Annotated in this window: 17 protein-coding genes; 7 read left to right on the plus strand and 10 right to left on the minus strand. The window is 59.8% G+C overall.

Features of this window, described 5'->3' with window-relative positions; translation table 11 throughout:
- The first annotated feature begins 478 nt into the window (after nt 1-478).
- Nucleotides 479-733 carry a hypothetical protein gene (locus C8J33_RS25675; protein WP_132443077.1) on the plus strand — a complete coding sequence of 85 codons (255 nt, stop codon included), beginning with the start codon at nt 479-481 and terminating at the stop codon, nt 731-733.
- 149 nt (nt 734-882) lie between these two features.
- On the opposite strand, the gene bdcA is transcribed toward C8J33_RS25675, so the two are convergent.
- The gene (gene bdcA / locus C8J33_RS25680; protein WP_110731152.1) at nt 883-1596 is read right to left on the minus strand and encodes an SDR family oxidoreductase; all 714 of its coding nucleotides are present in this window, start codon (nt 1594-1596) and stop codon (nt 883-885) included.
- A 74-nt stretch (nt 1597-1670) separates the two neighbouring features.
- On the opposite strand from bdcA, the gene C8J33_RS25685 reads away from it, so the two are divergent.
- On the plus strand, nt 1671-2273 hold the full coding sequence (locus C8J33_RS25685; RefSeq protein ID WP_132665821.1) for a TetR/AcrR family transcriptional regulator: 603 nt from the start codon (nt 1671-1673) through the stop codon (nt 2271-2273).
- A 1136-nt stretch (nt 2274-3409) separates the two neighbouring features.
- Nucleotides 3410-3721 (plus strand): hypothetical protein, encoded by a 312-nt coding sequence (locus tag C8J33_RS25690; RefSeq protein WP_110731154.1) that lies wholly within the window; start codon nt 3410-3412, stop codon nt 3719-3721.
- A gap of 243 nt (nt 3722-3964) precedes the next feature.
- Here the strand turns inward: C8J33_RS25690 and C8J33_RS25695 are convergent, their stop codons facing one another.
- From C8J33_RS25695 to C8J33_RS25715, 5 genes are all read right to left on the minus strand, one after another.
- Nucleotides 3965-5200 (minus strand): CapA family protein, encoded by a 1236-nt coding sequence (locus C8J33_RS25695; protein ID WP_110731155.1) that lies wholly within the window; start codon nt 5198-5200, stop codon nt 3965-3967.
- A gap of 82 nt (nt 5201-5282) precedes the next feature.
- Nucleotides 5283-6953 (minus strand): ABC transporter ATP-binding protein, encoded by a 1671-nt coding sequence (locus C8J33_RS25700; RefSeq protein ID WP_110731156.1) that lies wholly within the window; start codon nt 6951-6953, stop codon nt 5283-5285.
- Entirely contained in the window at nt 6950-7825 is an 876-nt protein-coding gene (locus C8J33_RS25705; RefSeq protein WP_110731157.1) for an ABC transporter permease, read from the minus strand. Before C8J33_RS25705 ends, C8J33_RS25700 begins: the two co-directional genes overlap by 4 nt.
- Nucleotides 7826-7834: 9 nt before the next feature.
- Complete coding sequence (locus C8J33_RS25710; RefSeq protein ID WP_110802876.1) at nt 7835-8806, minus strand: ABC transporter permease; 972 nt, start codon at nt 8804-8806, stop codon at nt 7835-7837.
- A gap of 11 nt (nt 8807-8817) precedes the next feature.
- Entirely contained in the window at nt 8818-10410 is a 1593-nt protein-coding gene (locus C8J33_RS25715) for an ABC transporter substrate-binding protein (protein ID WP_132665822.1), read from the minus strand.
- A 297-nt stretch (nt 10411-10707) separates the two neighbouring features.
- Between C8J33_RS25715 and C8J33_RS25720 the strand changes: the two genes are divergently transcribed.
- Nucleotides 10708-10977 (plus strand): transcriptional regulator, encoded by a 270-nt coding sequence (locus tag C8J33_RS25720; protein ID WP_110731160.1) that lies wholly within the window; start codon nt 10708-10710, stop codon nt 10975-10977.
- A 66-nt stretch (nt 10978-11043) separates the two neighbouring features.
- Here the strand turns inward: C8J33_RS25720 and C8J33_RS25725 are convergent, their stop codons facing one another.
- The 3 genes from C8J33_RS25725 to C8J33_RS25735 form a co-directional block, all read right to left on the minus strand.
- Nucleotides 11044-12453 carry a hypothetical protein gene (locus C8J33_RS25725; RefSeq protein WP_132665823.1) on the minus strand — a complete coding sequence of 470 codons (1410 nt, stop codon included), beginning with the start codon at nt 12451-12453 and terminating at the stop codon, nt 11044-11046.
- Nucleotides 12454-13512: a class I SAM-dependent methyltransferase gene (locus C8J33_RS25730; RefSeq protein ID WP_132665824.1), complete on the minus strand. Its 1059-nt coding sequence runs from the start codon at nt 13510-13512 to the stop codon at nt 12454-12456.
- A gap of 205 nt (nt 13513-13717) precedes the next feature.
- The gene (locus C8J33_RS25735; protein WP_281024629.1) at nt 13718-14437 is read right to left on the minus strand and encodes a helix-turn-helix transcriptional regulator; all 720 of its coding nucleotides are present in this window, start codon (nt 14435-14437) and stop codon (nt 13718-13720) included.
- Nucleotides 14438-14564: 127 nt separating this feature from the next.
- On the opposite strand from C8J33_RS25735, the gene C8J33_RS25740 reads away from it, so the two are divergent.
- Nucleotides 14565-15749 (plus strand): MFS transporter, encoded by a 1185-nt coding sequence (locus C8J33_RS25740; RefSeq protein WP_165929898.1) that lies wholly within the window; start codon nt 14565-14567, stop codon nt 15747-15749.
- Nucleotides 15750-16338: 589 nt separating this feature from the next.
- Here C8J33_RS25740 and C8J33_RS25745 read toward each other — a convergent pair.
- Nucleotides 16339-17043, minus strand: coding sequence for an SOS response-associated peptidase family protein (locus tag C8J33_RS25745; RefSeq protein ID WP_132665827.1), 705 nt, complete (start codon nt 17041-17043; stop codon nt 16339-16341).
- Between the two features lie 99 nt (nt 17044-17142).
- Here C8J33_RS25745 and C8J33_RS27235 point away from each other — a divergent pair, with 99 nt between their 5' ends.
- Together C8J33_RS27235 and C8J33_RS25750 are read left to right on the plus strand one after the other, a co-directional pair.
- The gene (locus C8J33_RS27235; protein ID WP_165929899.1) at nt 17143-17307 is read left to right on the plus strand and encodes a hypothetical protein; all 165 of its coding nucleotides are present in this window, start codon (nt 17143-17145) and stop codon (nt 17305-17307) included.
- Nucleotides 17308-17376: 69 nt separating this feature from the next.
- On the plus strand, nt 17377-18020 hold a 644-nt coding region (locus C8J33_RS25750; RefSeq protein WP_132665828.1), incomplete at its 3' end, for an ImuA family protein.

Genomic DNA, 18020 nt, shown 5'->3' on the forward strand with positions numbered 1-18020 from the left:
CGTCACCCAGCTCTATGCTGTCACCCGCGCCGTCCGCCAGTAGTCAGGAACACAAACTGGCCTCTGCCACAACGTGGCGTGTTCGTCGCGCTCACTATTAAACCGATATATGAAAACAGCAATTTTGATATATGGCTGGAAATAACTGGCGCGCTCTTCATCACGTGCGGACTAGGCATGCGGCTGTGGTGCACGCTTTACATTGGCGGCAAAAAGAACCAGGATCTGCTATCCGACGGGCCTTATAGCCTCTGCAGGAACCCTCTCTACGTCGGATCCATCCTGACGGCATTTGGGATTGGCCAGAGCCCATCAATGGTCCGAGATACGTGATCCGGTCCCCGGCCGCTCGGCCGAGGTCTATGCGGCGCCGATGTTTCATCGTTCTCTTTTCGTTCACGCCTTGAGAAGAGATAAGACCGAGTGGCGGAACAATCATCTACGTCTAATGTTCTTCGGCACCAACTGGGAGAACTTCATGACGAACGGACCAAGCAGCGACCTCATCGGACCAGACCGCGCACTCAAATGCCAGGAGAAAGTCAACGTTCCGGTCACGCGTCTCATCGACGACGCAGTCCTAGCCGGCTGGCGAACAACCGAGGTGTTCGACGCCCTAGAGGAAATCATTCGGAATCGTCGGCTGTCTTACGCGGAAGACGCCGGCGCGGCAGATGCCCCTTCAGAAATTTCGATGACCCCCGGCCTCGACGGCGCCACCGCGAACCTCTAAACCCACGCCAACAGCTTTCGCAGCGAAAGCAGAGGCGCCCTGCCAGACGCATCGGGTGGATTGGCGACCCAGCCCAGGCAAAGGCCTCGCTGTCGAACTGGAGGTGAAGCTGACAGCCGGGCGCTCAGGCCTGTCCCGCCAATCAACAATCAGGCCCCAAATGCACCATCGATGGTATGCATCGCACCGGTGACAAAGCTGGCTTCCGGCCCTGCGAGCCAAGCGACCATCCCTGCCACCTCTTCTGACGTTCCATGACGCTTGATAGCCATAAAACTGTGCATCAGTTCTTTCAACGGCCCATCCGCCGGGTTTGCATCTGTATCGATTGGTCCCGGTTGCACCACGTTGATGGTGATCCCGCGTGGCCCGAAATCCCGCGCCAAACCTCGCGCCAATCCCTGCAGCGCCGACTTGCTTAGTGCATAAGACGCCATGCCTGGAATGGGCATCCGGTCACCGTTCACGGAGCCGATGATGATAATCCGCCCTCCGTCCGGCATCTGCCGTGCGGCTTCGACGGCCGCGTGATAAGGCGCGTGGATGTTAATCCGAAACAGCCGGTCGATGACGTCAGGGTCCTGATCCAACGCGTCGCCGAAGACAGCAATCCCGGCATTGACCACCAGCACGTCCAGTGGACCGCTTTGGCGGACCTGAGCGATCACCGCGTCACGGTCGGCGCTATCCGTCAGGACAGCCACGCTACCTGTTTCGCTTGCAAGCTGCTCGGCAGCTTCACGCGATCCGGCATAGCTAAAGGTCACTGCCGCGCCGTCCGATACAAAGCGCCTTACGATTGCTGCGCCTATCCCCCGACTACCGCCCAGCACTAGAACGGACTTTCCCTGAAACACGGCCATCAAACCCTCCTTGAATCAATATGTAGGATCCGCTACATAACACCTCGCAAGGCACAGTCAAGGTTTATGTAACTATGACTACAGAATTACCTCGTTCTCGTGGACGACCCCGTCGTTTCGAAGCCGATCAGGCGGTTGCTACCGCCCAGGATCTGTTCCACGCGCGCGGCTATGATGGCCTTAGCGTTTCCGATGTCACAGAGGCACTTGGTATCAACCCGCCGAGTTTCTACGCCGCTTTCGGCAGCAAGGTTGGCCTGTATGCCAAAGTCCTCGACCGTTACGCTGCAACCAATGCCATTCCCCTTCAAGATCTCCTACGGTCCGACAGGCCGGTAGCGGAATGCCTTGCATCATTGTTGGAGGAGGCTGCGCGGCGCTACGCATCCAATTCCGCTACGCTCGGCTGCATGGTGCTGGAGGGAACCCGTAGCAATGATATGGCGGCGCGCGAAGCGGCATGCGTCTTCCACACCGCTGCAGAGCAGATGATCCGCGCCTGTATCGCCGCCAGACACCCCGATCAGGCGGAGCGTTGGAGCGACTTCGTCGTCACCACGATGGCAGGTCTTTCAGCCAGGGCGCGGATGGGGCAGAGCCTTGATCGCCTGCTCGCCACCGCACATCTGGCCGGTTCGGTTCTGACCTCTTCTATGCCGAGCACATCGGAAGATTAACTCCTGGAAACACCTCGAAGTTTGCGTAGGCCGGTAGCGATCGGTGTACTGGGGCTGGCATTGGCGCGATCACGCAGGCTGCGCAGCGTGCCGCGATCATATGATCAAGTAGATGCGTCAATCGGCGCGAAAAGTCGACCCCCGTGTCATGTTCCGTCTAATGACGACAACTGCTGAGATGCGGGCCTCTGGTCTGGAAACTGACCCCACATCGAGACGGGAGCAGGCCTGACGCTGCGTCTCTGGTCGCGACTGTGCCAACAATCGCTCCGCTGTTGTCGCTGATCTGGATCTCACCGAACACGATTAGGCGGATAACGGTATAGGGTCGTGAGCGGTCTAGTCCGGCCCGGAAGCTCCCTCCCTCGTAACCGAAAAAAGGTTATTGGTCCACTTGCGGGCAAGTCGTTCGGGACGTGGACATGGGCAGCGCATATCTTGCATTCTACCTGTACCCGTTGCCGAGCGGCGAGCATGAACGCAGGCTACGTTCCTGGACCGCCGCTTCCGCCGCACGCAGGTCGCACTGGTGCCACTGACGTCTTGGCACGACGGCCGCGCGCTGGCGGAGGTTCCATTACTTCCCAATGGCATGAACCCGATCCTCCGCCTTGCGGACGATTGGCGCTTACCCCGTCACGAAACGCGCATGGAGGTCTTGGCGCGCTGCGGCGTTATTCCCGATCCGATCTACGAATGGCCAGGGCTCGTCCGCACCGACGCCGACCCCACCAGGCGCACTCGTGCCCTGTACGGCAAGCGCCCTCAATCGCATCCCACCCCAGTTTCCGATCACCCGTTTTACCGCCCTTGCGTGGTTTAAGGACGACGCGCACGCCAACCTTCGGCGCGTCGCTGACAATCTAACGGCATCGCTCGGCCCGCGCCGGTCGGTCAACGGTGGAAGACTGTCGCACGATGGCGGTCGGTGCTGGCTGAGGTCTCGCTGACAGCCTGGCCGCCGGATTGGCAGTCGCACGGTCTGCAAAACCAGTCCAAGGATCGCGACCCGCGCCTTAGGACCGCCTGCCACGTGATGGTGACGACGGGCTTCCGCCTGGTTCTCAGTGCGAGAGAACGGAAATGAGTGACAGGCTTTCTGCCTCGCGTTCGACGGGGATGTCGGGACAGCGCGCATGGCTCAGGCTGGCCGCTTTGCGCCGGGCGAGACGGAGCTCGAATACGTGCGCGACCCGGAAGATCTGGTCAAGGACCGGCAAAGAATGCTTGGTCTGTCAGCAGACGGCGAGGCGCTGATCGTAGTTTCGGATCAGCTCTTCGTCATGCCCCGCACCGACATTCTGCATCTTGAGGTCATTTTAGGAGCGGCCACCGTGACGCTGGTCGTCAAAGACCGCGTGAATTTCGCACCCGGCCAGCCGGTGCACCTGCGGCCTGACCTTGGAAAGGTCCATCTGTTCGATCACGGTGGGATGGCACTGAGATAGAACGCCGCATCATCTGGCCACCGGCTATTTGCGACAGTCGCGGGTGTCGCTGGCCGTCTCCTGATAGATGCCTAGCGCCTGCGTTCTCCAATCGGTCAAGCTTGGTCTACAGCGTCCGATCTACGGTGCTGACGCCGGCATATCCGACAAGGCGGAGCCGTCTCGCATCCCGCACCTTTCCGTCGCCGATCATCGTGCCATCGTTGTGGTGAGACAAGTACTGCAACTAAGGGTTAGTCGACGTCACAAGACGATCCGAGCGGTACCATCTATTATCGTGAGTTGAGAACCAAACGTCAGAGATTGGGCTTGAAACCGCATCAAGATCCTTTCGGCGTCAGAGCCGTGGGCGAGATGCGGCATGAGACGTTCTTCCAACATGGTATGCTGCCCGCTGGAACTTGCGCCGATGACGACAGGATGGAAATCTATAGCGGTAAGCTCTCCAGCTTCATCGAAGGCGCATAGCCCGACCACGCTCTCCCAGATCTCCGGTGCCGTCCACTGCGACGTCTCAGATTTCACATGAAAAATGAAGTTGCCAAGACTGTAGAAGATCGGTCGGTTTCGATAGATCTCCACCGGCTGGAGAACGGGGGCGCCGTGGCTGACGAACATCGCTGCGCCCGCATCGATGCAGGCTTTCGCGATATCCCCGACCCAGCTCGACACCTGATACCAGTCAGAGGCCCAATGGTGATGATGAAGGTAGGCGATGACGAGGCCACCGTCCTCGGTTGCGCTGCGGATCTCCGACAAATGTCTGGTTAGACTGGCCTGATCGATCTTGACACGTCTCCCGAAATGCTCGGCGCGTCTGAAGATTGCACGGGCGATGCAAATTTCGTTCTCAGGATCGAGAGGCGGTCGGTCGTCCGGCTGGCTGTCATTGCCGAGGTCCATGTCGGTGTAGCCGATGCGGTCGCGGATCACGCGAAGGTAGTCGAATGCCTCTGCATCGACGTTAACGACCTTCGTCAGGTGTAACCGGTTCACGCCCGGACGCTCCGGCCGATCATTCGCTGCGTCCCCGGCGTACATGAAATCTGGTCCTGGCCCCGCATCCATGGCCACAAGTGCAACTTTCCGGCCGTTAAATGACCCCTTGCCTGCCCGAGCGGCCATGGTCTGGTTGCGCCCGATGCCGGCGTGCAGGAACCCTCGCCTTTCTACCTCCTCCAGCGTCGACAGGATCCCCGAGGGCCCAAGGTCGAAAGCGTGATTGTTCGATAGCGAGAGACCGTGGAAACCGAGGTCCTTCAAACTGTCGAGGACGACGGGCTGACTGCTGCCGAAGAAGGACCCCTTCAGCGGCCATCCCCCATGCTGACCATCGATCGTGCTCTCGAAGTTCGTGAAGGCGAAATCGGCCTTTTCAAGCAAATCCCCTACACTCTGGAATGCCAGGTCGTCGGTGTTGCGAATGTCGTGCTTGATCAGTGACTGGCCGGTCACGGCGATCGTGAATGTCTTTGTCATGGGGATGCTCCTGCGCTCCGAAAGGTGCTCAGCTGACGGAGGAAAATGAGGGGGTAGAAGGCGCTGTTGAGATACACCGCCGTCAGATGGTGAAACGCTCCGGACGGGCATCGATCAGGCAGCGCGTGTAGGCATTCGTCGAACGGCTGAATATGAACTCCGGCGAACCGCCATCGACGACGCTGCCGTTCTGGAAGATGTAGATCGAACTGCAGAGGGCCTGCACGAGCGCAAGATCGTGCGATATGAACAACATGGAGATGCCATCCTGCGAGACGGCTTGCCCGAGGAGTTCCACGATCTCGGCCTGCACGGAGACATCAAGGGCTGATGTCGGTTCGTCAGCAACGATGATGCGCGGTTTGGAGAGAAGAGCGCGTGCGATGCAGACACGCTGTTTCTGCCCTCCCGACAGTTGGTGCGGGTATCGGGTCAAAAACGGCATCGGCAATCCCAGGCGATCCATGATGACGCTGATGGCTAATCTTTCGTCCGTCGACGGTGCACTGCCAAACCTGACGCTCTCCGCCAAGGTGTCGCCGATCGGCAGGCGGGGGTTGAGGGACATTGCAGGGTCCTGAAAGATCATCTGAACTCGCCCCAGCATACCGCCAGGCTGTCTCCTGCGTGTGACGTCAACGCGTGTTCCGTCGATAATAATCTCGCCCTCGCATGCTGTCTCAAGACCCGCAATGATCCGCCCGATCGTGCTCTTGCCACTCCCGCTTTCGCCAACGATGCCGGTGATGACGCCGGGCTCGAGTTCAAGCGAGATATCCTGCAAAGCAGGCTTGCGCGGTTTGCGGCTCCAGCCGAAGCTCGTCCCGCCGAAGGCTTTGGTTACGCCTGACACAACAAGGATCGCCGCGCGTTTCGCAGGTTCCTCATCATCCGCTGAAGCATTGCTCGCAACCGCGAACGCCGGATCAGCGCGCGCCCTCGACATTCTAAGCCTAGGGACGGCAGCGAGGAGGTCACGCGTATAGGGTTCCACCGGATGATCGAGGAGCGTCGCTGTCGAGCCCTGCTCCACGACGTTTCCGTCTCGCATGACGACCACTGCGTCGGCAATCTCCGAAATCACACCCATGTCGTGGGTCACCAGGATGATCGAGACGCCGGTTTCCGCGACGAGTTCACGCAAGAGCTGCAGGATCTGCTTCTGGATTGTCGCGTCCAGCGCGGAAGTCGGCTCATCCGCAACGATAATGTCGGGTGTTCCTGAAAGGGCGATCGCGATGACGACACGCTGCCGTTGGCCACCGGATAACTGGTGGGGGTAACTGTGATACCGTTCGCTCGGGCTTTCGATCCCGACCCGGGTCAACAGTTCGATCGCTCGACCGCGCGTCTGCTTGCCCGAAAGATCGGGGCAGGCGGCCCGGATCGCTTCCGTCAGCTGAGCACCGATGCTCATCAGGGGATCGAGCGACATCGTGTGGTCCTGAAAGATGGCAGCGATCCTGCGGCTTCGAAGCGCGTCTCGCTCCTGCTCGTCCATCGCCTCCAGAGCACGACCCTCAAACAGGATCGATCCGGACGTTTGAACGAACTCCGGCGCGAGCAGCCCTATGATCGCGTTTCCGACTGTCGATTTGCCTGCGCCGGACTCGCCGATAAGCCCGAGGATCTCACCGCGGCGAAGGCTCAGATCGACGTTGCGCAGGACAGGCCTCGTCTGAGACCTTGACCGGTAGCTGATCGTCAGCTTCTCGAGCTCCAGTAGCGGTTTCTGCATAATATCCTTGATCATAGGGATCTGCTCCTTGGATCCAGTTTGGAACGCGTGTCTTCTCCGACGAAATTGATGGCGGCGATCAGGCCCAGCAGAGCGAGACCCGGGAACAGGCTGATCCAGTATTGGCCGGTCATGAGATATTGGAATCCAGCAGCCACTGTGGAGCCGAGGGACGGCTTGTCGATGGGAACGCCCAGTCCGAGAAACGACAGGGTTGCCTCAAGCGCGATCGCATGCCCGAGCTCGATGGGAATGAGAGTAAGTGCCGGAGCGATGCTGTTGGGCATGACGTGCCGAAGGAGAATGCGCCGCTCTGGGAGACGGAGAATCCGGACCGCGTCGAGATAGGATTTTCCGATCTCGCTCAACGCGACGGCTCGGGTGACCCTGGCATATGTCGCCCATTGAACGATGATGATCGCCAGTATGATGCGATCGATCCCTGGCCCAAGGGTGACGATGGCAATCAGTGCGACAAGGATCGTCGGAAGGCTGAGCTGGAGGTCCACGATGCGCATGACGAGGGCATCGACCCAGCCGCCGAAATAGGCTGCAACGACGCCCGCCGTGACGCCGACCACGGCTGCAATGGCTGTACTGACGATGGACACCAGCAGGCTGATGCGCAGGCCGTAGAGAATCGTGCTGACGATGTCTCGCCCAAGTCCGTCGGTTCCCAGCCAATAGATATAGCCATCGCCCCCCATCGTCCCTGGAGCCGCGGATGCCTCCCACCCGCGGATCTGGAGGAGATCATAGGGATTTTGCGGCGCGATGATCGGTGCCGCTAAGGCGATGAGGATGTAGGTGCCGAGCAGCGCCTTGGAAATAGGGATGCTGCCCGTTGGCATGCGCCTGCGGAGCGTCTCGATGAAATCTGTCGACATGAAAGATCCTTACGTGGAGAGGCGCACGCGCGGGTCGAGCACGGCATAGAGAAGATCCACAAGAGCGTTTAACGCGATGAAGGCGACGGAGATGAAGGTCAGTGTGGCCATCACGACCGGACGATCAAGAAGCTGGATGGAGTCGATGAGCAGCTTTCCGATGCCCGGCCATGCGAAGATCGTTTCCACAACGACCGCAAAGGCCAGCATGCCACCAAACTGCATCCCGATAATCGTCACCAGGGGAATGCTGATGTTCGGCAATGTGTGGCGGAACAGAACACGTCTGCTCGAGAGGCCCTTGGCTCGACAGAACCTGATGAAGTCCTGCCGTTCGACCTCGATGGTTCCGGCGCGCGCAAGTCTTGCGATGAGCGCGACGTTGGGAAGAGCAAGCGCGAGCGCTGGTAGGAACACGTGCCGTAGGCCGTCTAAGGTCACGACACTCCAGTCCTGACCGGCGAACGAAAGCGTAGCCCCGCGACCGCCAGATGGAAACCATCCCGTCAGCAGCGCGCCGGCCAGGATGAGCATCATGCTCAACCAGAAGGACGGAATGCTCAAAGCGAGAACACTGCCGCGCAGGATGGCGCGATCGGCTGCCCCGCCCTGATGTCGTCCAGCCCACAGGCCGAGCAGGACGCCCCCGGGAGCTGCTAGCGCCATAGCGATGACCGCAAGTTCCAGCGTTGCCGGCAGCTTGCTTATCAGCAGTTTGAAGGCCGGCAGATGGTAGACGTAGGAGGTGCCGAAATCGCCGGTGACGACGTTTCCCATGAAAAGGAAGTACTGTCGCCACAGGGGCTGATCCAGCCCAAGGGCGATCGTCGCGTTTCGGATGTCCTCGACGGTCGCTGTTTCGATGTTGACGACATTGAAGACGGGGTTGCCGACGCTGTGGATTCCGACAAACCCGATCAACGACATGACGAGGAGAAGCAGAAGGGCTTGGGAAACCCTTCGGGTGACAATGCTCAACATCAGCCGATCCCTTACTCTGCAGAAGGCAGGGCCTGCATGGCAGTGGTCCATCCGCGCGGATGAACAGCGTAGGACGACACCCTTTGCCCGTGGCCGACGATCAGATGGAAATGGTAGAGAGGGATGATGGGATCGTCGGCCATGACGAACTCGGTGGCTTCGGCAAGAGCCGCCTCGCGAGCAGGCCCATCCTCCAGGGCGGTGGCTTTCGCAAGCATCTCATCGAACGCCGGATTTTGATATTGTCCGTAGTTGATCGAGCCCGTCCCAAGGTCTGGATCTGGAGAGGCGAGCACGGCCTTCAGGCAGAACGTGACAGCTTCACCCGAGCAGCCTCCGTACCAGACCGGATAGGCGCCGTTGGATCGCTGCGTGGCGAAAACGGAAAAGGGAGCGACGACGGGTTGAGTGGCAACGCCGATCCTGGCCCAATTCTGGGCGACCGCTTGCAGGGACTCGCTGTCGCCGGGATACCGCCCGGCCGGGCCGGCGAGCACGACGTGAAAGCCATCCGGAAAACCTGCTTCCGAGAGGAGTGCTTTCGCGGCTTCGTAATTCGGCCGCTCGACAGCGAGCTTTTTGGATGTGCCCGACAAGCCCGCCGGAAAGAGCTGCGAAGCCGCCGTTCCAAATCCGAGCAAGATCTTGTCCGTGATAAAGGGCCGGTCGGTGGCCATCCGCAGGGCCTCGCGGACCCGCTTGTCCTTGAATGGATTCTTGATCGGGTTCCCGGCGTTGTCGGTGACCCCCGGCAGCTGCTCGCGTCCGACGTCGAATTGCAGGAAGTTGGATCTGGCGGCGCTGGTGCTGTCGATCGTCAGGCCACGGCCTTTGAGACCGGCGACATCACGCGCCGGGATATAGTCTGCAATATCGAGGTCACCCGTGCTCAATGCGGCCACGCGCGCGGCGGGGCTTTCGATCACGCGGAAGGAGACATCCGACCAGGCAGGTGTTCCACTCCAGTACTGCTCGTTTCGCGTCAGCTTGAGCCCTTCGCCCGACTGCCAGCTCTGAAATTTGTAGGGTCCTGTGCCGACCGGCTGCGATCCGGAGTTCAGATTCTCGGTTGTTGCAAAGCCGTCCTTCTGTTCGTGCATGATGAAAATGGACGTCAGAGACAGCGGCAGAGTTGGGGCGTCATCGGTCGTTTCGATGACGACGGTGAGGGGATCCGGTGCCGTGACCGATTTGATATTCTGGGTATAGTTCTGAAAGCCGCCGCTTGGCGGCTTCAGAAACGTCTGGATGCGATTGATCGAATAGATGACGTCCTGAGCGGTAAACGCCGCGCCGTCATGGAACCGAACGCCTTCCCGCAGCTTGAACGCCCAGCTGTTCTTGGAGATGCGCGTCCAGGAAACGGCCAGGCCGGGCTGGGGGTTCAATGACGCGTCCTGATTGACGAGACGCTCATAAATGTGAGCAAGCAACGAGTTGTTCTCGTTCAGATCCGCATAGTGAGGATCGAGCGTCATGAGTTTGAGCTGGGTGCCGATCCGCAGCTCGGCCGCCGCCGCGGCTGTGCAAAATAATCCGGCCGACAGTGCGACTGCGATGCAGCTCGCGACGAGCCGTCTGCGGGGTCGATCGAGGACTGACATGATTTTCGTTCCCTTCGTTTTCTTGTTTTTCCATGCGGATTTATGACGAACTCGAGCACGAGGTCGTCGCAATGGTCGGTATGGCGGCCGCACAGGTTGTCAGGCCGACGTGTCGCGGAAAACTGAGGGAGGGTTTCTTAGGGTGAATGCAGACAAAGTTCTGCTATTCTCAGAATCAGCCATGATCCGAGCTCCCAACAGCTTGATTGCGGTTAGGCTGTCCCCAATGCTCCAACATCGGGGATAGCCGCCCAAACAGTAATTCGAGCAAGCCACCACATATCAAACATTTTTGAGATGATCAATTTGAAATCACATGATGGTAAAGAAATCACCGGTTCGCAAATTAGAGCCGCTCGAGCTCTCGTGCGTTGGAGCGCGAAGGAGCTCGCTCAAGCCGCAGAAGTAGGAGTTGCGACTGTAAGTCGTGCCGAAGTGGAGGGCGGACGCGCCACTGTTACCATAGCGAATTTGAAGGCCATTCGATTAGCCTTGGAGGGCGCCGGTATTGAGTTCATTGCGGAAAACGGCGGTGGGGTCGGCGTCCGCTTTAAAGATCCGACGTAGGATGCGCGGCGGCTTGCTCAATTTTTTCCGAGCCGTGACGCACTCGTGTTGCGTCGCCTGTCGGCATTACGCCCAGCGCCATTCTTCTTGATCGCGGATGCGTTCGCCGGAGGTAAGGCGCCTCGATATCTCGGCCCAGATGGGGTCCCGGGTGAAAGCTGACAACTCGCCGCTGGTCTCGACAAGCGTTTTTTCGGCATAGCGTGCCAAGAGCGCCGAGACGCTGTCAGCAGCCTCAAGCTCTCGGTAAGGGTCGCTCCCTTCGGGTGCGATCACACGATGCCCCCACATGCCAGGTAGGGTGTCTCCCCTCATGTCCTTGAGAAGATCGTTCGCACCTGACAGCCGGACGCCGACGGCGGCGATGTGACGCAGCAAAGGGAGGTAGACGGTCTGGCGGCATCCACCCAGCACCCGCACGCCCGGCAGGATCGACATCACCAGGAAGGCAGTCAGAAGGCTGGGAAGAATATCGCGCCTTCGCAGCGCGCTCGCGAGATCAGACGGCGCGAACGTCAGCTGGAACTCCTGTTCGCGGCTACTCCTGAGGACGCCCCCCTCAAGACGCAGGGGGATGATCCTGTCGCGTTCCAATCGCCAGAACAGATCGGTCGTCCGGCGGACCCACCCTGCCCACGGACCGCTGTTCAAGCGGTCGATTTCGCCCAGAATGGCCTTGGCGACATCTGTTTTCCCGGCAAATCCGGTCGCCAGCCATGACTGTTCATCTTCGAAATGATCAGCCAGAAGGTCGGCGATGTCGAAGTCATCGAGTTGGAGCAGTTTGGTCTGACCTGAAAACCGGCCGTTCCAGAGGTGCTGATTGGCGACCTTGATGGCTTCGGCCGCCGATGAATAGGAGCCGGAGGGGAGTTGACCCAACAATCGAACTGCGGAAGCGTTGGGAGCGATGTTGCCTGCAGGGTCTGTAAGAGCGAAGCGGTATGGCCCGTTGAGGCATCCGATACTGGATCTGTCGATCCGGCTCCGGGGAAGCCCGAAGAGATTGAGGGGTGTGCCGTCGAGGCGCAGCCATCCGGCACCCTTTTTGGCGCTCTCACTGAAACTCGTCGTCGAGACGCAATAGGTGATGTGCCAGTCTCGCTCGCGCGCCTGAAGACCCATTAGGCTGAACAAATGGGTGTAGAAGGCATCGGGTTCGAACAGCAGCAGGCAGTGCGGGCCCGTTTGCAGCACAGGCTTTTCCTTCAATTCCGCTGCAGCGGCCTTGGCCTGACAGATACCATATCCGGACCGAAGCGCTGCAGCCTCCACGCGCTTTTGAAGGAGGGTCATCGCATGCGCGCGGATCGAAATGTTCGCAGCGAAGGGCGCAGTTTTGTAGGCGAAGGCGGCATAGTCTTTGATCGGGCGTGACCAGAAGCGCGTGGTGGACGGCATGAGGTTTGTCAGACAACGCCGGACATCATCTGCGCTGGCGGCGGCGCGGGCGCCCTCTGCCGCTGTCGACGTCATCTACGCTGCCGTCCTGTAAGATGCATGGCCGATGTCTCCACGCCAGCGGAGCGCGGCTCCAATCGGATCGGAGCTCGTGTCGACGAGCACGAGAGGAAGCTCGGCATAGCAATAGGCCGGCGGAAGCGCAGGTCTTTTCAGGAGAGAGATGAACGCGAGGATGGATGAGCGGGAATTCGACGAGACGATGGTATAGAAATTCCCGCTGTTCCAGGTGGCGACCGAATAGCGGAAGAAGGACCTCAGCGCGTTCGTGGTTGTCTCCAGATCCACCTGAAAATCGACCATCGTGTCGAGGATCTCGCTCTTCTTTTCCGAGATATTCGCACGCGAGAAATAGCGCGGCTTGAAGACGTCGTCTTTCTGTCGCTCGCGGGCGTCATAGAGATCACGGTCCGGGTGAGACAGCTTCTGGACCTGGATCAGCAGGCCACCGTCGCGGATCTTCGGCATGATGAAGTCGAGTTGCTGTACCCTGTCAGAGCCGTACATCTGGAATGTCGTGTCCTCCAGAAGAATGTCGAAGCCTTCGCGAAAGGGCTCGAGGGCATCGTCGCTGGCATAGCGCGCGTCGTCAAGTTCGAAAAACGGTCCCAGGAAGAAGTGGGCATGCTCGCTGCCACGCCGCCCGTGGAATGCCGTCTGATTGGCGGTCGTCGGGCTGCAACAGAGCGTCTTGATGCGTCCGCCGCCGAGGACGCCAAGCGTTCGGGCGAGGCACCCCGTTCCCGCGCCCAACGTATAAAGCGTTGCGGGGGACGATTTCGACATCCAACGGTTCAGCGCGAAAGAGAGCGTCGCAGCGCCCAGTCTGCATTCCTCTTCCAGTCTGAAGGGAATGCTAGCGAAGTAGTGGCTGTCGAAAGCACCCCATAAAGCTTTTTGGGTGTCGAAGAAAACAGCACACTCCACATCGAAATCCAGCATGCTCAGATCCGGCCGCGGCACTGCGACATCTGGCATGCCATCGAGCCCGCCGGCGATTCGGTCGAAAAACGCCGAAAAGGATGTCAGTCGTGGAGCCTGTCGCCAACCATCGATCGTGCTTGCGTTCGCCATCATCGCCTCCTTTAGAAGGGTTGGAAAGCTCGGCCGGCTGCAGACTCGGCTTCATGCCATTGTTTTCCGCCGCTGTTCGAACCTCATGGACGGAGTTTCACCTTGAAGCTGGACAGCCGCAATCTGACGGATCCTCCAGGTTGCACATCTGCCTTAAAGACCTTTGGATAGAGGCAGCCGGGCTCGTGATGGGGAGGGAGGTCCGCTAGATGTTGATCAGATCAAGGATCGTGGCGCGGGCAACCGCGTGATGGCTGGTGAGCGCGCCAAGCTTGTGCCGCGCCGTCCTCAAATACAAGCGGACGGAACTTTCCGAAATGTCCAAGGTGGCCGCGATCTGTTTGTGGATCTTTCCGGCTGCGAGCAGCTCAAGACACTGCTTTTCCCGCCGTGACAAAGCCTTGCTCCGGACCACCGGGCGCAGGCCTGTAACGCCAAGGATCGTCTCGTGAAGGTAGTAGGAGAGAACATGGAGGTCGTTGATGATCAGGGCCCTGAGGTCTGCCCAGTCCGGCTGCGTGAGATGGGAAGAAACGGAGAAAAATGCCCGTTCTCCGTAGGGGCCGCGAATAGGAAAGGTGAGGCCATTCGGACCGACACCGTGCGACAGGGCCTTTTCGAAAAAAAGAGACACATTGCGGTCGGTCCGATCGACGGATTCCCAATCGACCGGCAGAAGGCCGGCAAGGCTGACCCCGATCAGTGGATCGAGTTCGAAGAAATTACGAGCGACATAGGTGTCCACCCAAGCTTCGGGATAGGTTGTGAAGTAGAAGGGGTCGTGCTTCGACGGTGATTTGAATCTCAATGCGAGAAACGTCGCGTGGGAGAGGTCGTAACGCGCGCAGGTTATGCGCAGTAAGCTGTCGATTTCACCACGATGCTTCGTGTCTCTGATGTCCTCAAGCGTTAGGTGAAGGCGCAATCTTACTCCGATCGAGACGAGGTCTTACGTTTCGTAACCATAGTCTGATTTGGCGTGCACTGACAGCTTCGCATACCTGTCATATCCGACAATCTCGATGGTGGTTTGCCGACACAAGGTGAGAGAAATGGCAGAGCCCGAGGTCAGCAAAGACCGTATTCCCCCGGGGGTGCTTCTCCTAACGGTCGGAACTGGTTTCGTCACCCTTACGCGCGCCATGACGCTTTCCTTCCTCGCCGTGAAACTCCAGCAGACCTTTGGGCTGACGCCGACGATGATCGGGTTCTTGCTCGGTTTCGGTTCGCTTACGGGCGCCATCGCCGGACCTTTTGCTGGAGCGCTCTCGGATCGAACCGGTCGGAAGGTGATGTTGTCGCTCGTGCTGGGCACACTTTCCATCTCAACACTGGTTTTGGGACTGGCGGAAAGCGTCCTCCTGTTCAGCGTCGCGCAATGTGTCGCGGCGACGGCGATGTCCCTCTACGGCCCGCTGTCGCGGGCGTTGATGAGCGATCTCTGCACCGAGCGGACACGGCTGAAATACTTCTCCTGGCGGTACACGGCATCGAATGCCGGTTGGGTTGTCGGTCCTCTCATCGGCGTCGGTGCAGGCTTGGCATCAACACCCCTCTTTATCGTCGGAGCATGCGTTTACGGGGCGATGGCGCTCCTCCTGTATCGCTCATATCGGCCAGCCGCGGTCGATCCGGACGAGCCGAAAGTATCAACACCAGGTGTCATTGCGAGTATCCGGGAGGCGTTCGGCAACAGCACCTTGGTCTTTTTTACCTTGGGCAGCACGTTGTTCGTTGCCGTGTATGGCCAGTGGTCGGCAACGCTTGCTCCCTATCTCGTTAAAAACATGAAGGATGGTGCGACCATCTACGCATACCTGTTGTCCATCAATGGTCTCGTCGTGCTCACGGCGAGCGCTTTTGCCCGACAGACGATCGAGCGGGTGGGATCAATACGGGCACTGCTCCTGGGATCTGGCTTGCTCGTCGTCAGTCAGCTCTGTTTTTCCGTATCGGATAGATTGGCGGGTTTTGCCGCCTCTATGGTGGTCTTCACCCTTGGTGAAATTCTCGTGGTGCCCGCCGAGTACATGCTCGTCGACAGCATATCATGCGCCAAGAACCGCGGACGCTCCTTCGGGGCGCATTCCCTCTCGGCCGTCGGTGGCTTTATCGGGCCGACCTTCGGTGGCGCGGCCTTGGAACTGCTGGGAGGATCAGCAATGTTTCTCCTGTTTGCAGCCTTCATAATTTCGGGCACACTTTTCTTCTTTGCCGGCGTGGGAAAGCAGCGCTAATCACCCTCGAGTGTCGCAGTTCTGACAGCAGTGATACTCATCCATTCCGGCCTCCTGACAACAGGCGGTCGCTTTGTTGTCCCGATGCCAAATCCGTCGAAGGAATAAGAAGCGGACCCGCTCGCCGGGGGCTGTCGGTCCCGGTTTCCGACGGTGTCGGCGCTATGCTAAACCTCCTGCGGCAACCCTTTATCCGGTCTCACGGGAGGCGAACGGCTTTCGCGCAAAGCGCTGCAGCTGGTATGCCCCTTTCTTGGCTGATCCTTCGACATGGGCGGTCGCTCCTGTTTCTCGCTGCCGATCAGTCCGATACCTGCTATCGTTGCCGAGACAATGCCACCGCGGTGTCGACTCGGCCTTCGCGCTGGCCGGGGTTACGAGGACGATCTCCATCGTCGTGCCCGTATTTTGGGGAGAATGCTTCGCGCGCCCCCCGATCAATCAAGCGCCTCCGCTGACGTCGGCGTCGGTCCGCAGACGTTCGACCTCATCCATTTCAGGTCTCGACATGGCGATGAGATAGGCATCGGATCCGGCCAAGCCAACGCAACGAGTCTACACCTTCGATGGTGCCAGTTCACGCTGGTGTCTATCCGGCGGCGGCATCGAGGAGAACAAGCGGATCATCCGGTAGCGAACGCTGAAGCGCCTTCGCCTCTGCCCAAGGCAGCGTCAGCCACGCCTCGACCTCGTCGCGTGTCGTGAGGATCACCGGCATCGCCTTGGGATGGATCGGCCCGACGACCACATTCGGCGGGCAGGTAAGGAAGGCATAGTAGTCCTTGGTGATCAGGCCCTCCTTGACCTTGCGCACGCTCGTCCAGTCCTTAACCCAGATCCCGGCGAAGAACATCAGCGGCTCACTCGCGTTGCCCGCAAACCAAGCATTTGGCGTGCGCTCACCTTCGACCTTGGCGGCAGGGTTCGGCTCGGCAAAGCGGTTTTCGACCCCCAGCCAGCGCGTCCAGTGGCGGCTTGCGGTATTGCGCACATTGGTGGTGCCGCCATCCGGCTCGTGTTTGAGGAGCGCATCGAAGTCCACGTCCTTCCCCTTGGCGCGCAGCTTGTCGGCCCGCTTTGTCGCGGCCTCATAGATCGCCTGGCTTGAACTCGGCATGCCCCATCGCACGGCCGCGAGCTCGCGCACGCTGTCGGGTGCGTTGCGCACGATCGGCGCCATCCGGTCGGGGTAGACGTCGAGCGACGGCTCCATGTTGCCGATCATGTCACGGGCAGCATTGGCAAAGGCACGGATCGCTTCCTGGTTCGTTGTGATGTTGTAGAGGTTACACATCTGTCGCTTCCCGCTGGGATGGCTGATCGAGAGATAGGGTCGGGCGATCCTACCATGCGGACGAGATTTTACGAGTAACGACCAGTCGGGGAATGGGCGATGACGCGTCCTCCCCAGGCCGGTGCATTTCCTGTTGATGATCCGAAAGGTGGTCCGCGACTTACCATTCTGAATCAAAAGCGGAATCGCCAGCCTCTGCAGTTTTCCGATTATTTTCCTATTGAAGGCGGACTTGACTCCTATCGTGAAAAGAACAAGTCATGAACATCAACTTCGTTAGCGGCATGATGCCGCGCTTGTAACCCGCAAAACCTTGAGAGGAGTGCGTGATCGATGACGGCTGCCCGCGCACAGGTTCTCACCGAGCTTCGCGACCGGATCGCGACGCTGGAGCGCAGCGTTCCGCGACAAGCGGGCTGGCTGTCGTTCGGCGTGCTCGCCATCGATGCCGTTCTGCCGGGCGGCGGTCTTGCCCGTGGTGCCCTGCACGAGATCGCCGGCGGCGGATCCGGCACGGTCGATGGTGCGGCAGCAGCCCTGTTTGCTGCGGGGATTGCCGCGCGCACCAAGGGCAAGGTCGTCTGGTGCCTCACGCGGCCGGACCTGTTCTTCCCCGCGCTTGCCCAGGTCGGGCTCGATGCCAACCGTGTGGTCTTCGTGGAAGTCGATCGTGAGGAGGACGTGCTGGCTTCGATGGAAGAGGGCCTATCGCATGGCGGTCTCGGTGCTGTGGTCGGTGAACTCGTGCGCCTACCAATGACCGCCTCGCGTCGGCTCCAGCTTGCCGCCGAGAAGTCCGGCACGCTCGGCTTAGTGGTGCGCCGATGGCGACGGCAGACGGAGGCCAATGACTTCGGCCAGCCGACGGCATCCACCACGCGCTGGCGGGTCAGCGTGCTGCCGTCGGTGGCGCTGCCGGTTCCCGGTGTCGGCCGGCCGCAATGGTTCCTGGAGCTGATGCGGGTCAAATCGGGAGA

The sequence above is a fragment of the Rhizobium sp. PP-CC-3G-465 genome, assembly GCF_004343445.1.
In the GTDB taxonomy this organism is placed as follows: domain Bacteria; phylum Pseudomonadota; class Alphaproteobacteria; order Rhizobiales; family Rhizobiaceae; genus Ferranicluibacter; species Ferranicluibacter rubi.